At 37.9% G+C, this 15,166-nt stretch carries 16 protein-coding genes; 5 read left to right on the top strand and 11 right to left on the bottom strand.

The window, feature by feature from the left end:
* Positions 1-2: 2 nt before the first annotated feature.
* The 3 genes from Q0X77_RS00565 to Q0X77_RS00555 all read right to left on the bottom strand — a co-directional run bounded on the left by Q0X77_RS00565 (position 3) and on the right by Q0X77_RS00555 (position 1,754).
* The gene (locus Q0X77_RS00565; RefSeq protein WP_297791785.1) at positions 3-548 is read right to left on the bottom strand and encodes a 3-hydroxyanthranilate 3,4-dioxygenase; all 546 of its coding nucleotides are present in this window, start codon (positions 546-548) and stop codon (positions 3-5) included.
* Positions 549-633: 85 nt separating this feature from the next.
* The gene (locus tag Q0X77_RS00560) at positions 634-1,104 is read right to left on the bottom strand and encodes a CAP domain-containing protein (RefSeq protein ID WP_297791784.1); all 471 of its coding nucleotides are present in this window, start codon (positions 1,102-1,104) and stop codon (positions 634-636) included.
* A 155-nt stretch (positions 1,105-1,259) separates the two neighbouring features.
* Positions 1,260-1,754, bottom strand: a complete 495-nt coding sequence (locus Q0X77_RS00555) for a CvpA family protein (RefSeq protein ID WP_297791782.1) — start codon at positions 1,752-1,754, stop codon at positions 1,260-1,262.
* A 98-nt stretch (positions 1,755-1,852) separates the two neighbouring features.
* Here Q0X77_RS00555 and Q0X77_RS00550 point away from each other — a divergent pair, with 98 nt between their 5' ends.
* From Q0X77_RS00550 to Q0X77_RS00540, 3 genes are all read left to right on the top strand, one after another.
* Positions 1,853-2,209 (top strand): hypothetical protein, encoded by a 357-nt coding sequence (locus Q0X77_RS00550; RefSeq protein WP_297791780.1) that lies wholly within the window; start codon positions 1,853-1,855, stop codon positions 2,207-2,209.
* A gap of 6 nt (positions 2,210-2,215) precedes the next feature.
* Positions 2,216-2,524 carry an antibiotic biosynthesis monooxygenase gene (locus Q0X77_RS00545; protein ID WP_297791778.1) on the top strand — a complete coding sequence of 103 codons (309 nt, stop codon included), beginning with the start codon at positions 2,216-2,218 and terminating at the stop codon, positions 2,522-2,524.
* Between the two features lie 121 nt (positions 2,525-2,645).
* Positions 2,646-4,316 carry a glycerol-3-phosphate dehydrogenase/oxidase gene (locus tag Q0X77_RS00540; protein ID WP_297791776.1) on the top strand — a complete coding sequence of 557 codons (1,671 nt, stop codon included), beginning with the start codon at positions 2,646-2,648 and terminating at the stop codon, positions 4,314-4,316.
* Between the two features lie 70 nt (positions 4,317-4,386).
* Here the strand turns inward: Q0X77_RS00540 and Q0X77_RS00535 are convergent, their stop codons facing one another.
* The 4 genes from Q0X77_RS00535 to Q0X77_RS00520 form a co-directional block, all read right to left on the bottom strand.
* Complete coding sequence (locus Q0X77_RS00535; protein ID WP_297791774.1) at positions 4,387-5,718, bottom strand: Gfo/Idh/MocA family oxidoreductase; 1,332 nt, start codon at positions 5,716-5,718, stop codon at positions 4,387-4,389.
* An 11-nt stretch (positions 5,719-5,729) separates the two neighbouring features.
* A complete protein-coding gene (locus Q0X77_RS00530; protein ID WP_297791772.1) occupies positions 5,730-6,749 on the bottom strand; it encodes an SUMF1/EgtB/PvdO family nonheme iron enzyme in 1,020 nt (339 codons plus the stop codon).
* Positions 6,750-6,826: 77 nt separating this feature from the next.
* On the bottom strand, positions 6,827-7,828 hold the full coding sequence (locus Q0X77_RS00525) for an NAD(P)H-dependent glycerol-3-phosphate dehydrogenase (RefSeq protein ID WP_297791770.1): 1,002 nt from the start codon (positions 7,826-7,828) through the stop codon (positions 6,827-6,829).
* Between the two features lie 339 nt (positions 7,829-8,167).
* Positions 8,168-9,019: an AraC family transcriptional regulator gene (locus Q0X77_RS00520; protein ID WP_297791768.1), complete on the bottom strand. Its 852-nt coding sequence runs from the start codon at positions 9,017-9,019 to the stop codon at positions 8,168-8,170.
* Positions 9,020-9,166: 147 nt separating this feature from the next.
* Here Q0X77_RS00520 and Q0X77_RS00515 point away from each other — a divergent pair, with 147 nt between their 5' ends.
* On the top strand, positions 9,167-10,141 hold the full coding sequence (locus Q0X77_RS00515; RefSeq protein ID WP_297791766.1) for a phytanoyl-CoA dioxygenase family protein: 975 nt from the start codon (positions 9,167-9,169) through the stop codon (positions 10,139-10,141).
* Between the two features lie 82 nt (positions 10,142-10,223).
* Positions 10,224-11,753, top strand: coding sequence for a SulP family inorganic anion transporter (locus tag Q0X77_RS00510; RefSeq protein ID WP_297791764.1), 1,530 nt, complete (start codon positions 10,224-10,226; stop codon positions 11,751-11,753).
* A 3-nt stretch (positions 11,754-11,756) separates the two neighbouring features.
* Here the strand turns inward: Q0X77_RS00510 and Q0X77_RS00505 are convergent, their stop codons facing one another.
* The 4 genes from Q0X77_RS00505 to Q0X77_RS00490 all read right to left on the bottom strand — a co-directional run bounded on the left by Q0X77_RS00505 (position 11,757) and on the right by Q0X77_RS00490 (position 15,158).
* Positions 11,757-12,470 carry an SIMPL domain-containing protein gene (locus tag Q0X77_RS00505; RefSeq protein ID WP_297791762.1) on the bottom strand — a complete coding sequence of 238 codons (714 nt, stop codon included), beginning with the start codon at positions 12,468-12,470 and terminating at the stop codon, positions 11,757-11,759.
* Positions 12,471-12,658: 188 nt separating this feature from the next.
* The gene (locus Q0X77_RS00500; protein WP_297791760.1) at positions 12,659-13,141 is read right to left on the bottom strand and encodes a cytochrome c; all 483 of its coding nucleotides are present in this window, start codon (positions 13,139-13,141) and stop codon (positions 12,659-12,661) included.
* A 41-nt stretch (positions 13,142-13,182) separates the two neighbouring features.
* Positions 13,183-14,142 (bottom strand): alpha/beta fold hydrolase, encoded by a 960-nt coding sequence (locus Q0X77_RS00495; protein ID WP_297791758.1) that lies wholly within the window; start codon positions 14,140-14,142, stop codon positions 13,183-13,185.
* Positions 14,142-15,158: a bestrophin family protein gene (locus tag Q0X77_RS00490; protein WP_297791756.1), complete on the bottom strand. Its 1,017-nt coding sequence runs from the start codon at positions 15,156-15,158 to the stop codon at positions 14,142-14,144. The genes Q0X77_RS00495 and Q0X77_RS00490 overlap by 1 nt, the downstream gene beginning before the upstream one ends.
* Positions 15,159-15,166 lie beyond the last annotated feature (8 nt).

The following is a 15,166-nucleotide window of genomic DNA, read 5'->3' as shown; positions in this document are numbered from 1 at the left end:
TATTAGTCTTCTTTTTGAGCAATAAACCGTTCATCAACCGGCATCACTGTTCCACAATTTTCACAGGTTCTTAGCTCTTTGGAGCCGTAGAAATAGGAAAAGTGGGACAAAAAATCCTTTTCTATATCGTGTAATTTGAAATAAGTCTCATAGAGTTTATGATTACAGGTATCACAGAACCAAAGAAGGCCGTCCTTAGTTTGAAGATGGTCTCTCTTTCGCTCTATTACCAACCCTATGGAGTCTTTGAACCTTTCAGGGGAGTGTGGAACTTTTGCTGGATGCAGATACATATCACCTGGCCCTAGTTTCATTGTTTTTTTCTTACTGTCCTCCTGAACATGCACCTCTATTTGTCCCTCCAATTGATAGAAAAGCTCTTCCGTTTCGTTATAATGGTAGTCTTTTCGTGCATTCGGACCTGCTACTATCATAACAATATAGTCACCTGCATCCTTATACAGATTTTTATTTCCAACAGGGGGTTTTAATAAGTGTCTGTTTTCTTGAATCCACTTGTTTAGATTAAATGGAGGTTTTATAGACATTTGATTCAGGTTTTAAACGGGGTTAACAGGAAGTTTTTTTGAAATCCTGATTCAAATTTAAGAAAAGAATTTTTGCTGGAATTGTCTATCGGTAGAACAACTGTGTGAAGTAGAGTTTCCCGCCAGCATCTTTTTTAATACTCACGGCTGTATGTGAAAATTCTCCTTCTATGGTTTTGCGATGATTTGGGCTATTAAGCCAATTCTCAAAAGCAGTAATAGCATCAGGGTAGTCCTTTGCAACATTTTCAGCTACATATTCGGCATTCACCTCACTGGAAATGCTCGATGCCCTTGAACTAAAATTATCATGGCTTAGACTACCGTTGACTATCATATAATCATTATGAGCGTTGGCATATTCATAGGCAACTTTGCTAAATACCAAAGACGGATAACCTAGCTCGTTTCTATGGTCATTAACTATATCCAATAGTTCCTGTTCTACCAAAACGGCATTTTCAAAAATCGGGATATTTGTATTTTCTATGGACTCTGTGCTACAGGATCCAGCCAACAATACAAATAAAACCGAGAGAGCGATATGCAATCTCATTTTCATATAGTGTTCTATCTGTAAGTAGGGTAAAGAAGAGTGGGGGTGTTCCGGTTAATCCTTTGTTCAGAGGATCAACTTCGTAATATTAAAGAAATTATGAAAAACACACATGAAAATGCTTTTTTTTTCGATGAACTGCACTTTTTGATCATTTATCCGTCATTAAATGCCTCAACCACGTTTCCAAAAACCAAAGCTCCCATATCCCTAACCGGGGTATAAAGAATAGACTCCTCAACAATATTATTTTTTTTTAGATTTAAGGAGTCGGATGTACTTTCAAAGAAATACAATAAGGTACCCAGGATCACAGCTAACTTTAAAATACCAAATATCCCACCTGCAACTTTGTTTAGCAAACCAAGCATGGCAAAATCAGCAATTTTAGTAAGAATTTTACCAGCCATGTTAACCAGAATCACAATACCTAGAAAAGTAATTATAAATGCAGTTAGTTTAATGTAATTTTCATCCCAATCCATATTTTGAGCTAGATAACTGGCGGTTATATAGGAAAATTGAATGGCACCATATAACCCTACAATAATAGCAGCCAGTGATGTAATTTCTACAAAAAAGCCATTTTTAACACCTTTATAAAGTCCATACACCAGAATTAACCCCAAAATTATATCGAGAATATTCACTTGAATTCGTTTTAACAAATATAGAATTTTGATTTGTACCTTTGATTTTTTGCATAAGATCGATTAAAATGAATTTAAAAACATTTTGGTGTTAAAAGATGAGCAGAGATACTAAATTGAAGGAGAGATGGGAGCAATTGGTAAAGAAACTATCCGATAAATTTTCGGATGGTGATCCTCTTGAATTGGATGGGATAATCTATTTAATTGGTGTTCAGGAGTTAGGTAAATATCATTATAATTACAAAAAAGACGAGAAAATTAATTTAATGCATATTGCAATCTGTAAACTTCTGGAACCCTACGGGTATTATGAATTTGAATATTATGATGAAGATGGCTGGCCTCACTATGCTGTTAAGGAGGCACTCCCACCTCTAAAAGCGGGGGAACAATCTGTATTGATGAAGGAAGCCATAGTGAATTATTTTGTGGAAAGAGCCTATATATACTAAACTGTTTTGAAAGATAATTATTACGCCGTAATATTTACAAGTATAAGAACCTCCGAGGATCAGGGATACCGGCTTATGTCTGAAGAAATGGAGAAATTAGCGAAAATACAACCGGGTTATCTTGGGTTTGAAAGCGCTAAAGAAGAAATAGGGATATCTATAAGTTATTGGGAAAATCTCGAGTCCATAGCGAAATGGAAGGCAAATCTTGAACACCTCGTTGCACAGGATAAAGGAAAAAATGAGTGGTATAAATGGTACAAAGTAAGAATCTGTTTAGTTGAAAGGGAATACGAATTCATAGCCCCAATTTAATACAAATTTATAATCTTTTAAATTTGAAACTATGCCTCTATTGCAGGCATTTGCATTGAGCATTTAATGTTTTACATTTGTTGCGAGGCCATGTTAATTTTGAGCCTTGAATTGCAAAAACATGAAAAAGAACATTCGATTTTCGGACCTGGACCGTAAAAAAATTATTCAAAACCTTACTAAAACTAATTTCGACCTTGTAATAATCGGGGGTGGAATAACAGGAGCAGGGATAGCACTCGATGCTGCTTCCAGAGGAATGAAAGTGGCTTTAGTTGAAAAGGGGGACTTTGCCTCAGGAACGAGCAGTAAGTCTACAAAGCTAATTCATGGAGGGTTACGTTATCTTAAACAATTTGATTTTTGGTTGGTAAAAGAGGTGGGATCGGAAAGAGCTATTGTACACAAACTAGCTCCACATCTTGTGCTTCCGGAAAAAATGCTCCTCCCGCTGATTGACGGAGGGTCTTACGGAAAATGGCTGACATCTATTGGGCTAAAGGTGTATGATATTTTAGCTCAGGTATCGGGAGATGACAAACGCCGGATGCTGGAAAAAAAAGAAGCGCTGGCCCTTGAACCCTTATTGCCAAAGAAAAAGTTAAAGGGTGCAGGGTACTATGCGGAGTATCGGACAGATGATGCCAGGCTTACCATTGAGAATATTAAAACAAGCTTGACATTTGGCGCCGTTCCCTTGAATTATACAAGAGTAAAAGGGTTTGTTTATAATGAGAATGATGTTTCAGGAGTGAGTTGTGAAGATGCCAAGTCGGGACAGGAGTTTACCATTAAATCCAAATATGTGATCAATGCGGCCGGACCATGGGTAGATGATTTGCGAACTAAGAACAATTCCAAAAATGGTAAGCGTTTGCATCTGACTAAAGGTGTTCATCTTGTATTTGCCCATGAAAAATTACCCGTAAAACAATCGGTTTATTTTGATGTACCTGATGGAAGGATGATTTTTGCAATACCCAGAGGTAAGATTACATATGTAGGAACTACAGATACTAACTATGAAGCGGATAAGGATAACGTACAATTGGACTTGGCAGATGCTCTTTATTTAATATCTGCTGTAAACAACATGTTTCCAAAGATCAACCTGGAACTAGGGGATATTCTCTCTTCCTGGGCGGGTTTAAGGCCGTTAATTCATGAAGAAGGTAAATCTACTTCCGAACTAAGCAGGAAGGATGAAATATTTATTTCCGAGACTGGACTTATTAGTATGGCTGGCGGGAAACTCACGGGCTATCGAAAAATGGCAGAAAGGGTTGTTAACCTGCTTTCCAAAAAAATGGAAGAGAAAGAAGGAGTTGAATTTCCGGAATGTCAGACAACCAAAATCCCGTTATGTGGCAGTGATTTCAAAAAATCGAAACACGTTAAAAAGTATATCCAGGAAGTTTTCGAACGAATTCAGGCAGATGGGTTTTCAGAATATGATGCCTGGTTTCTGGTCACCACCTATGGCAAGCAATCGGAAATTATTTTAGAAGAATATTCAAAGCAGAAAGATAAGGACCCCTTTATAAGAATGGCAAAAGCCGAATTACATTTTGGAATACATTATGAAATGATAACTTCACCGATGGATTTTTTTATTCGCAGGACGGGTCGCTTATATTTTGATATCGAAAACATACCTTTTCTGCTTGATCCTATCCTGGATGAATTTAAATCTATTTTTAAATTGGATGATGCACAAATCCTATCCTGGAAAGAAAAAATTGTCCAAGAAATTGAAGCGCATTCAGATTTTTCATTAAAGAGGGCTTATTAATATTCCCAAAAATTGATCCTGTAAAATCCGGGTATTAGTACGGTATACCATCAAAAGTGAATTCTGTACCCTATTTTTCCAATACTTCTGTTACTCCTGGGACAGGTACGGGGTAAAAGCCATTTTCATTAGGTAATACCGGAGGCTTGGCATCCCAACTATATGCTTCAGGCATTAGGTTCCTGCCTTTATTTAAGGCATCTTCATAAGTGATTAATTGCCCTGAATAGGTTGCCATCCTTCCAAGAATTGCAGTCATAGTGGTTTTTGCCGCATGTTCCGCATCACTGATAAGGCCACCAGATTTAATAGAAGCGAATAAAGCATCATGTTCTGTCTGATAAGGATTTGGATCATTAGCACCCTGATGGTCATAGATCGTACTGCCATCATAGCCTGTAATTATCCCTTTATTTTGGGAATCGGTATAAATTTTACCCCTGGTACCCATTAAACTTTCGGATACATTGTCTAAACAGCCTTTTTGATGCCTGCACTGGCTGGAAATAATCGCTCCGGAGGGATAGGTAAATTCAACAAAGTGGTGGTCAAATATTTCTCCGTACTCTTTTCCTTTGCGGACTTCCCTGCCACCCATGCCCTGGGCATGAACAGGGAACTCACCAATAAACCAATTAGCAACATCGATATTATGAATATGTTGCTCCACTATATGATCACCGCATAACCAGTTAAAATAATACCAATTTCGCATTTGGTATTCCATTTCTGTCTGGTTTTCCTGTCGTTGCTTAACCCAAACACCTGCACTATTCCAATATACCTGTCCTGATACAATTTGGCCTATTTTACCTGCTCGTATTTCTTCAAGGCATGCGAGATAATTTTTTTGATAATGCCGTTGCAAACCAACCACTACATTCAGTTTTTTCTCTTTGGCAATTTTCGCAGTTTTCAGGACACTTCTAATACCACCGGCATCAGTAGCAACCGGTTTTTCCATGAATACATGCTTATTTTTACTTATTGCATACTCAAAATGAATGGGTCTGAAACCAGGAGTTGTGGTTAATAGTACTACATCTGCTTTATCTATAGCTGCTTTATAAGCATCAAAACCGTAGTATTTGTCTTCATCTTTTACGGCCACTTTGCCTGTATCCAAAAACTTCTTGGAAAGGATTTCAAAACAATTATCCAAACGATCCTGAAAAGCATCGGCCATAGCTACCAACCTTACATTTTCTTTCGTACTTAAGGCCTGTACCGCAGCACCAGTTCCTCTGCCACCACATCCAACCAAGGCAATATTTATGACATCCTCGCCTAAAACATGGGCCGAGGCCGCTACATCCAAAGGGACTGTCAAAATTCCACCTGCTGCAATAGCGGTATTCTTGCAAAAGTTTCTTCGGGTTGGGGAGTGTTTTTTATTTTCCATTTTTATAGAGTTTAATAGTCATCAATTGGATTAAGCCAATAGGTCTCCATTTCTTCTTTAGAAGGAGTTTCCTTAGGTCTTATTATTCTAAAACCAATATTAGCAGCATTCGTGAACCACCATTGACTTTTAGGGATCTGGGGGTCAATTCTTTTCCATTCAGGGGATGAAGCAAGTCTGGCAGATGACCTGAGGGCATTTGCAGGGTCCATCCAGGAACCACCACGAACAGATCTTGGATAGAGGGTTGAGGGTTTCACCCAAGGATTTTCTGTGGTTTTACCTAATCTTTGAACATAGCTATTTGGCACGTATTGATCCATAGTCCATTCTGCAACATTTCCATGCATATCGTAGAGACCATTTTCATTGGGTTTCTTGGCACCTACTTGCTGATATTTACCTTCACTATTTAGATTGTACCAGGCGTATAATACCAATTTTGTAGTGTCATCACCAAAAGAATAAGAAGTTTTACTACCAGCCCTGGCAGCATATTCCCATTCAGCTTCAGTGGGAAGTCTATAAAATTTTCCTGTCTTTGCAGTGAGCCATTTGCAAAAAGTTATTGCTGCATACTGGGTAATATTTACAACTGGAAATCCCTTTTTGCCCATCCCATGGCTCATATCTACATATGGTGTGGTTGCAGAAGCAATGGCATCAATATCTATTGCAACCTCAGCTTCAGCGCCCTTTGGTCCAATGGCATCAAGCTGACGTTCCAGAAAAAGTTCATACTGATCCCAGGTTATTTCAAAAGCGGCCATCCAAAAGTCATCTATAAAAACTTCATGCTGGGGTTTTTCGTCATCTTTATGTCCATTGCTCCCCATTAAAAATTTACCACCAGTAATTGGTATCATTTTTATGGTGAGCTCACTTCCTGAAATTTTCTGTGAATAGGCTTTAAATGGGTCTGACTTAGATTTATCAATTTCTGACACCTCAGAACCTTCCCTTAATGAAAATCCCATTAAACCAAATAGGGCAGTAACAAGGATGAGAAAGACGATTTTTTTTAGACTCATTTCACAATTTTATCTGGTAAGATGCTATCATTATATGCCTAAAATATTCATTTTGAGTTTAATTAAAAAATTCAGGGTCAGTCTAACTTGTCTGCAAGTGTTTTAAAAGTGATTTTAGCATTCTTATGGTTATATAGAATATCATAAACTGCATCAATAATAGGAGTCTTAACTTTCTTTTTAAATGTGGACTTTAATTTATAGGCACTTTCTGAGGCGTAATACCCTTCTGCAACCATATTCATTTCCATCATAGCGCTTTTTACCCTGTATCCCTTGCCTATCATGTTTCCAAACATCCTGTTACGACTAAAAGTTGAATATCCTGTAACCAGTAAATCTCCCAGATAAGCAGAATTATTGATATTGCGTTTCATCTTGTGAACCCGGGTGATATATCGCTTCATTTCGCGTATGGCATTGCTCATTAAAACCGATTGGAAATTATCGCCATAACCCAGGCCGTGTGCGATACCAGCTGCCAGGGCATAAATATTCTTGAGCATTGCGGCGTATTCTGTACCAATGATATCATCGGAGATTTTGGTCTTGATATAATGACTCTTCAGGTGTGCTGAAAGCATTTCGGCCTTCGCTGTATCTGCGCAGGCTAATGTTAAATAGGATAAACGTTCTAAGGCCACCTCTTCGGCATGACATGGGCCTGTTATAACACCTATATTGTCAATGGGGATATTATACTTTAGATTAAAATGCTCACCAACGATCAAGCCTGTTTCAGGAACAATTCCTTTGATGGCTGAAAATATGATTTTCTCACTTAGCGGAGTAGAAAGTTTTTTAAGTTCACTCTCCAGGAATGCGGAAGGAATAGCAAAAATTAAAAGATCTGCCATAGAAACCGCTTCATCTATATTACTGGTGAGGTATAACTGTTCTAAATGGAACTCAACAGAGGTGAGGTAATTTGGATTGTGTTTGTTCGCTTTTATATATTCCAGTGCATCATCATTGCGCATATACCAGATTACATCGTCATGGTTTTCGGTAAGCATTTTTACAATAGCAGTCGCCCAGCTTCCACCTCCAAGAACTGCAATTTTTAAATCTTTCTTCATCAAAATAAATTAGACCATCAAATGTAATTAAAAAAAATAACGACTTATTTCATTGGAAGTCCGGGGTATATATAAATTAGCAGATAAATTGAATCTGTTTTAAGACTTTCAAGTCCTCAATTTAAAAAACGATGAAATACATAAAATTTTAACACCGGTTTACCAGTTTCTGCACAATGAATACTTTGAATTATTCGTTTATAAGGAGAGTACAGTATGCGAGTGAAATATTAATTTTGGTTGGTTATTTAGTTAGAAACCGCCCTGGATTGAAATCCAGGGCGGTTTTTTTATGTCAATAATAAAGAAAAGAGAGTTAAAGTTTGTAATAGAGTTGATTCATACAGACTTCATATACCTTCTTTTAAAATCAGAGGGATTTTCACTGGTAATTTTTCTAAATGTACGATTAAAGTAAGAAAGACTTTCGTAGCCGCAATCGTAACAAGCTTCACTGATATTTTTTCCTTTAAGGAGCAGCCGCTTTGCCTGGCTAATTCTATACCGATTTAGAAAAGAAGTAAATGGACTACCGGTAGCGGCTTTGAAATAACGACAAAATGCTTCTTTGCTTAAATTAGATAATGCAGCCACTTCTGCAAGCTCAATTTTTCTTTGGTAATTTTTATCTATAAATGCATAAATAGTTTTTAAACGGTCTTGTTGTTTTTGGCTGTACTTATTTCTTACCGGATATTCATGAAGTAACGTATATTCCTCTGAAGAAGCGAGAATAGAGAAAATATGCAAAACTTCAAGAAATTGTGAAAAGGGCGATAGGACATGGAGCTTTTTTAGTCTAGAGCCAATAATTTCTTTGGTTTTCCCTGTAAATGCCATACCATATTGGGATTTTTCAAAAAGCTTGAATACATCCGACAATTCAGGGATTTCGGTAAATATCTTATTTTTAAACGCAGAACTAACATGTAATACCTCTTTTTTATATTCAGTTTGAATCCCATAATCGAAATTTAAATGAGGGATATTTGATCCTATTAATACCAGATCACTATATACATATTGGGATATATGATCCCCTACATGCCTTGTACCATTTGCACCTTCAATATAGACCAATTCATATTCGGGGTGAAAGTGCCAGTAGAACAGATCATTCAATCTGGGATTATGTAGCAAGCGGAACGAGCTTTTATTATCCGTGTTTATTTGTTCTAATTGAATTTTCAAACTAAAAAATTTAACAAAATTGCTATTATAAATATAAATAAGTCTTTAAAATATCAATATAGTTCAAATATATATCAAAATCAAGGTGGAGAAAGGCGGTTTATCTAAATAGTTTTGACTAACAGTTAATCACAATCAGGAAGCATCATGGAAAAAGCAGCAGGCAAATTAGAAATGGCGAATAAGGCTCATAAAGATATTCCCGGAAACCCTTCGACGGCTACAAGCAGTAAAATTAAACTGAATGATCGTTCTAATCAGGTTCCGCTAAGAGTGCTAAGTGAAGAAGATTGGGAGTTTTGGATCCATAATGGTTATATTGTTATAAAGAATGCAGTGCCTGTTTCCCAGGCAAAGGCAACAGCAGATTTTTTATGGGAATTCGATGAAAAGGATCCTGAGGACAGTACTACCTGGTATGCTCCACCAAGGGCAGAAATGCAAATGAAAGAGCTAACAGGTACTGGGATGGTTGAGGTTTACAATAACCAACATCTATGGAATAACAGGCAGATGCAGCGTGTTTATGATGCCTTTGTAGATGTCTGGGGAACAGAAAAATTATGGGTAACTATAGACAGGGCAAATCTCAATTTTCCTCAAAGGCCCGGTTTTGAAAGGAAAGGCTTTATTCATTGGGATTATGATCCTGAAACCAAACCGCAAAATGTACAAGGTGTATTGGCATTATCAGATCAAACCGATGAGAATATGGGTGGGTTTCAGTGTATTCCCTGGTTGTACAGAAATTACGATAGCTGGAAGTTAACACAACCTGAAGATCGGGATCACTTTCAACCAGACATTTCAGGATTGGAAGATAAAATTGTAAAAGTTAAACTGGAAATTGGTGACTTGCTTATTTTTAACAGCACAGAACCCCATGGTATCAGACCAAATAGATCGCAGAACAAGGTCAGGATTGCCCAATATATTTCTATGATGCCTGCGGAAGAGGAAAATGAAGCATTAAGACAATGGCGAATTAATTCCTGGAAAAACAAAATAGCACCAGAAGGTTACGCATTCCCCGGTGATCCGAGAAATTGGGAACAAAAGAAATACGAAACTGCTAAACTATCCAGCCTTGGAAAGAAATTACTAGGGCTAAACCGCTGGTAATCTATTAATTCCATAATTCTTGGCGAATAAGTCGATTCCCGGTTAATAAGTACTATTTTTGCCCCCTTAAAATAATAAGGGTTTGAAGAAGTATTTAAATCTATTTGATTTTTCGCAAAAGGTCAACTATAAAACCGAGATCTTATCAGGAATAACGGTGGCCCTGGCTTTGGTGCCTGAGGCGATAGCATTTGCGCTTATCGCGGGCTTGTCGCCATTAACCGGCTTATACGCCGCATTTGTTATGGGGTTGGTAACCTCCATCCTTGGGGGAAGACCCGGAATGATATCCGGGGCAACCGGGGCAGTAGCCGTAGTTATTGTTTCACTTGCGGCGGATTATGGCGTAGAATATGTATTTGCTGCAGTAATATTGGCAGGTATCCTTGAAATGGCCGCAGGCTTTCTTCGACTCGGGAAATTGATGCGTCTCGTACCTCATCCGGTAATATTCGGATTTGTAAATGGCCTTGCAATCATTATTTTTATTTCTCAATTAGACCAATTCAAATCCCCTGATGGCTCCTGGTTGTCCGGGAGTTCTTTATTTATTTTTTTAGGACTAGTATTGTTCACCATGGTCATCATTTGGGGATTACCCAAATTAAGTAAAGTAGTACCTTCTTCTTTGATCGCTATCCTGGCTGTATTTGGATTGGTACTTGCATTTGGCATTGATACCAGAACAATTGGTGATATAGCATCAATTCAGGGTGGTTTTCCTCCCTTTCATATCCCTGAAATTCCTTTTAACATAGAAACTTTAAAGATCATATTTCCCTATTCGGCAATAGTTGCCGGAGTGGGCTTGATAGAGAGTTTATTAACGCTAAACATTGTTGATGAAATTACGGAAACCCGTGGTCGCGGGAATAAAGAAGCTGTTGCCCAGGGCACGGCCAATATACTTTCAGGCCTTTTTTCGGGAATGGGTGGATGTGCTATGATTGGACAGAGTTTAATCAATACTTCCAATGGAGCAAGGGCAAGATTATCGGGAATAGTGGCCGCTGTGATGCTTCTTGTTTTTATTATGTTCGGGGCTAATTTGATTGAAAAAGTGCCTATGGCCGCACTTACAGGATTAATGATAATGGTTGCCTTAGGAACATTTGAGTGGGCCAGCCTGCGTACCTTTCGAAGAATGCCAAAATCTGACGTACTTGTAATGATACTGGTAACCCTGGTTACGGTATTCCTGCATAACCTTGCCTTAGCAGTTTTGGTTGGGGTTATAATTTCGGCCCTTGTCTTCGCATGGGATAATGCGAAAAGGATACGCGCAAGGAAATATACCGATGAAAATGGAATAAAGCATTATGAGATTTACGGACCGCTGTTTTTTGGTTCTGTTACCTTATTCAATGAAAAATTCGAGGTACTTGAGGACCCGGAAGAGATAATTATAGATTTTAAAGAGAGCAGGGTGGTAGACATGTCTGCCATAGAAGCCTTAAATAAGATAACCGAACGCTATCACAAAGTGGGTAAGAAAGTTCATTTGAGGCATTTGAGTCCGGATTGCAGACGCCTGTTGTCAAATGCCGATGCCATAATTGATGTCAATGTCCTGGAGGATCCTACCTACAAAATTGTTGTGGATAAGGTCTGATAACTACTGAATGGCGAATTTTACATTCACCGTACTTTCTATTTTTATTTTTTCAAATTCAATGGCAATGGGTTGCTGTTCATCGGCTTCTTTAAGCATTTGTACCCTCGCTACTCGTCCTTCCATCATGGGTTGAATGCCCGTATTCAGATCGGAGATATAAAGGGCATGTCCTAATTTCTGACCTAAAGGGCGCACCATAGCCTCTGCCTGTTTTTTTGCTGCCCGTACAGCCTCTTGTCTCAGATCAATTTTAAGCTTTTCAATTTTTGAATACTCGGTTTTTGTAAGGTTCACATTAGATACTCCAATAGATTCCAGGCCAATAATTACTTTTCCTGCCATTACAGCATCATAAACAAGGAGGGAATATTCTTTGTCTTTTTGGACGTCTGTTTTTCTGAGGAAATATTTTTTAAAATTACTTGCCAGATCGGACAACGTCAATTGTTTCTCTGTGTCAATTCCCAGAGATTTCAGCTTTTCCTCCATTTTATTTTCCAATTTTTCAACGGAAGTTTTCCCTTTAGTGTCTGCCTCTGCGATGCGAATTGAGAGAAAGATGCGGTCCGGGATAACTAAGGTATCTACCCTTGCTGTGGTCTCCAAATACGGTTGATCAATAAAGTTTTTATTTTGACCGTAGCTCGTGAAACTCAATAATAAGAATAGTAGTAATGTTTTACATACGTTTTCCTGAAGATTTGATTTTTTCATTTTTAAATATGTTTTTACAAACCTAATAGTCACTTTTTGAATTCAAAAAATAGAATTAGGGAAATAACCTTTACAATGAGTAAACAGTGTTGATTAAGTAGTAAATGTTAAATCAAATACCCCATCATGATCATTTACCTATTTGGATTGATCCACCACAATTGCAGCAATAAAATCCTTAAACCGTGCTAAAGGGTACGCAGGTATTCTGAAACAGCCCGCGCTTCTTCTTCAGTTAAGTTCTGATTGAGCATAATAGCTTTATTGTATTCTTCATATAAAGCCTTCGCAATCGGATCTTCTTTTAGCATACCATCCGGATTTAGTATCATGTTCATAACCCATTCCGGACTCCTACGTTCATAAACCCCGGCTAAAGCGGGTCCTATCATACGTTGGTTAGCCATATGACAAGCTGTGCAAATGGCATTATACTTTGCCTCACCAATCGCGGCCAATTCAGTATCTATTTCTGCCCCGAATTCAACTGAAGTAATGGGCCCTACTCCTTTGTTATTTAAATCAACCGGAACACCTTCAGATTTAGCTTCTGTTTTAACCTCCTTCTTGGTTCGATTCATTTCAAAACCGCCTTCTTTTTTTTCTTCTTTTTTTTCGCCGCAGCCCATCGTCAGGGCACAAATTGCAATTAGGGATAATAATTTTCGCATGTTGTATAAATTAGTGTTCCAAATATATAAAATAGCGGGGATCAAAAGAATTCCTTTATAAACTTTAAACCTCTTTTTTCTGAATAAGAGATATTCTCTGAATCAAAGAATCCTACATGTCCACCATATTTAGGCATATCCAAAAAAAGTAAAGAATTGTCTTTAGCTTCCTCCTCAGGATAACATGCCTCTCCCAAAAATGAGTCGTCCAGGGCATTAATAATGAGTGTTGGGATTTTTATGCCAGGCAAAAATTGTAGACTGCTGCATTGGTCATAGTAATCCATGGCATCCTTAAAACCATGAGCTTTACTGGTATAAATATCATCAAAATCCTTTAGGTTTCTGATGTTTTTTATATCCTCTTCAGATATTAATTCAGGAAAGTTTAGTCTTTTTAGTTGCAATTTTGCAACGAGGTGTTTCTTAAATCGTTTGGCATAAAGTGTATTTTTAAATTTAAGCAATTGAAGGAGTGAATCGTGTAAACTGCAAGGAACTGAGACGGTAACAGCACCTTTTACCTGATTTGGCACATGACCTTCTCCCAGATACTTGAGCGTTAGGTTCCCCCCAAGGCTAAAACCTTTAATAAAAATATTTTTATACTTACGAGTAGAAATAATATGTTGTATTACAGCTTTAAGATCTCCAGTATCACCTGAGTGATAGGATCTGAAAAGGCGATTGGTTTCTCCACTGCAGCCTCTGAAATTAACGGCACAGCAATCCATTCCATTATTGTTAAAATGTATGGCACTCCCCAAAATATAAGGACGTTGGCCATGTCCTTCAAGGCCGTGCAGCAGAATAACCAAAATAGAACTGGGATCAGAGGTATAACTCCAATCCAGGTCTATAAAATCTCCATCTGCAAGTTCAAGGCGTTCTCTTTGCTGTTTTAGGTTCGCAACCTTTCTGATCAGGCCGGAATAAATAGTGGAGATATGACCATTTTTAAATGGAAGTGGTGGATTATATGGAGATTCAACCAGAGGCATTAGTAAAGAACATGATCCTTAGGTGCAACAGGATCGGGAAGGTTTTCCTCATCGAGCATGTCGCGTAAATCAATCTCGATTGTACGGCATAAGGCGGTCATTGGCACATCATTTATGCGACCTTCAAAAGGGTCCTCACTATTGTCTCCTACTTTTTCCATGGTAATGAAAATCCATGAGATCAAAACTGAAAACGGAATCATTAAAAATACATACCAGGCTTCAATAGAATCCATAGATATTATGGTATCATCCTCAAATACATCGAGTAGACCAAAAGGTAAAATCAATATAAATATCCAGGTAAAAACTCTTGAAAAATATCCATATTGTCTTGGAAAAGGAGTGTTTTTTATTCGTTCACTTTTACCCTGGAGATTATAGAACTCTTCCAGAACAGACTGCATCTGATCTTCCTGAAAGCCATCAATAACACCTTTTCCTTTTAGAGCAACAAGGTCCATGGCCTGGTTTTTGACCAAATGGGTAGCTGGGTTTACCCTTTTTTTAAGGTCAATAAACTCTCTTTTACTTACATATTTAAACGCCTCATTACAGGATGGGTTACGCTCTCCATGCTTCTCGATCATTTTCTCAACAAATCTGTTCTCTTTCAGGGACCAGGGTCTTGGTTGCCTGAGCTGCACCCTAAGCGCGTTAATCCATCCAATATGCCTGTAAATTAATTGTGTTTGTATCTTCTTGTCGAATGCTTTATCCTCCGTATGAATAAAACTTAACACCTGTATACCCCAGGTTCTGCTGTAATTTACTATTCCTCCCCAAATTTTTCGACCTTCCCAGAAACGATCATAGCTTTGGGAGTTCTTGAACCCGATATAAAATGCAACTGCAATTCCAATAACGCTAATTGGCTGGAAGGGAATATCTATATAATTCCACCCCAGAAAATGATACATATAAAATATTAAGCCTGCATATAAAGTAAAAAAGATCAGGTTTTTCCAGGCGAATTTAAGGATGACTCCCCAGCCAATATTTCTTTTGACGTACATATATATAT

Origin of the sequence: uncultured Eudoraea sp., assembly GCF_947258925.1 — a bacterium.
Taxonomy (GTDB): Bacteria; Bacteroidota; Bacteroidia; order Flavobacteriales; family Flavobacteriaceae; genus Eudoraea.
Note: the sequence above shows the minus strand (reverse complement) of the source record. Positions and strands in the feature narration are given on the sequence as shown.

Bases quoted from the DNA above. Each gene is read 5' to 3' on its own strand.
- Q0X77_RS00535 (WP_297791774.1), bottom strand. From the start codon at position 5,718: ATGGAAAATAAAAAACACTCCCCAACCCGAAGAAACTTTTGCAAGAAT.
- Q0X77_RS00530 (WP_297791772.1), bottom strand. From the start codon at position 6,749: ATGAGTCTAAAAAAAATCGTCTTTCTCATCCTTGTTACTGCCCTATTT.
- Q0X77_RS00505 (WP_297791762.1), bottom strand. From the start codon at position 12,470: ATGAAAAAATCAAATCTTCAGGAAAACGTATGTAAAACATTACTACTA.
- Q0X77_RS00525 (WP_297791770.1), bottom strand. From the start codon at position 7,828: ATGAAGAAAGATTTAAAAATTGCAGTTCTTGGAGGTGGAAGCTGGGCG.
- Q0X77_RS00560 (WP_297791784.1), bottom strand. From the start codon at position 1,104: ATGAGATTGCATATCGCTCTCTCGGTTTTATTTGTATTGTTGGCTGGA.
- Q0X77_RS00565 (WP_297791785.1), bottom strand. From the start codon at position 548: ATGTCTATAAAACCTCCATTTAATCTAAACAAGTGGATTCAAGAAAAC.
- Q0X77_RS00495 (WP_297791758.1), bottom strand. From the start codon at position 14,142: ATGCCTCTGGTTGAATCTCCATATAATCCACCACTTCCATTTAAAAAT.
- Q0X77_RS00500 (WP_297791760.1), bottom strand. From the start codon at position 13,141: ATGCGAAAATTATTATCCCTAATTGCAATTTGTGCCCTGACGATGGGC.
- Q0X77_RS00550 (WP_297791780.1), top strand. From the start codon at position 1,853: ATGAGCAGAGATACTAAATTGAAGGAGAGATGGGAGCAATTGGTAAAG.
- Q0X77_RS00490 (WP_297791756.1), bottom strand. From the start codon at position 15,158: ATGTACGTCAAAAGAAATATTGGCTGGGGAGTCATCCTTAAATTCGCC.
- Q0X77_RS00540 (WP_297791776.1), top strand. From the start codon at position 2,646: ATGAAAAAGAACATTCGATTTTCGGACCTGGACCGTAAAAAAATTATT.
- Q0X77_RS00515 (WP_297791766.1), top strand. From the start codon at position 9,167: ATGGAAAAAGCAGCAGGCAAATTAGAAATGGCGAATAAGGCTCATAAA.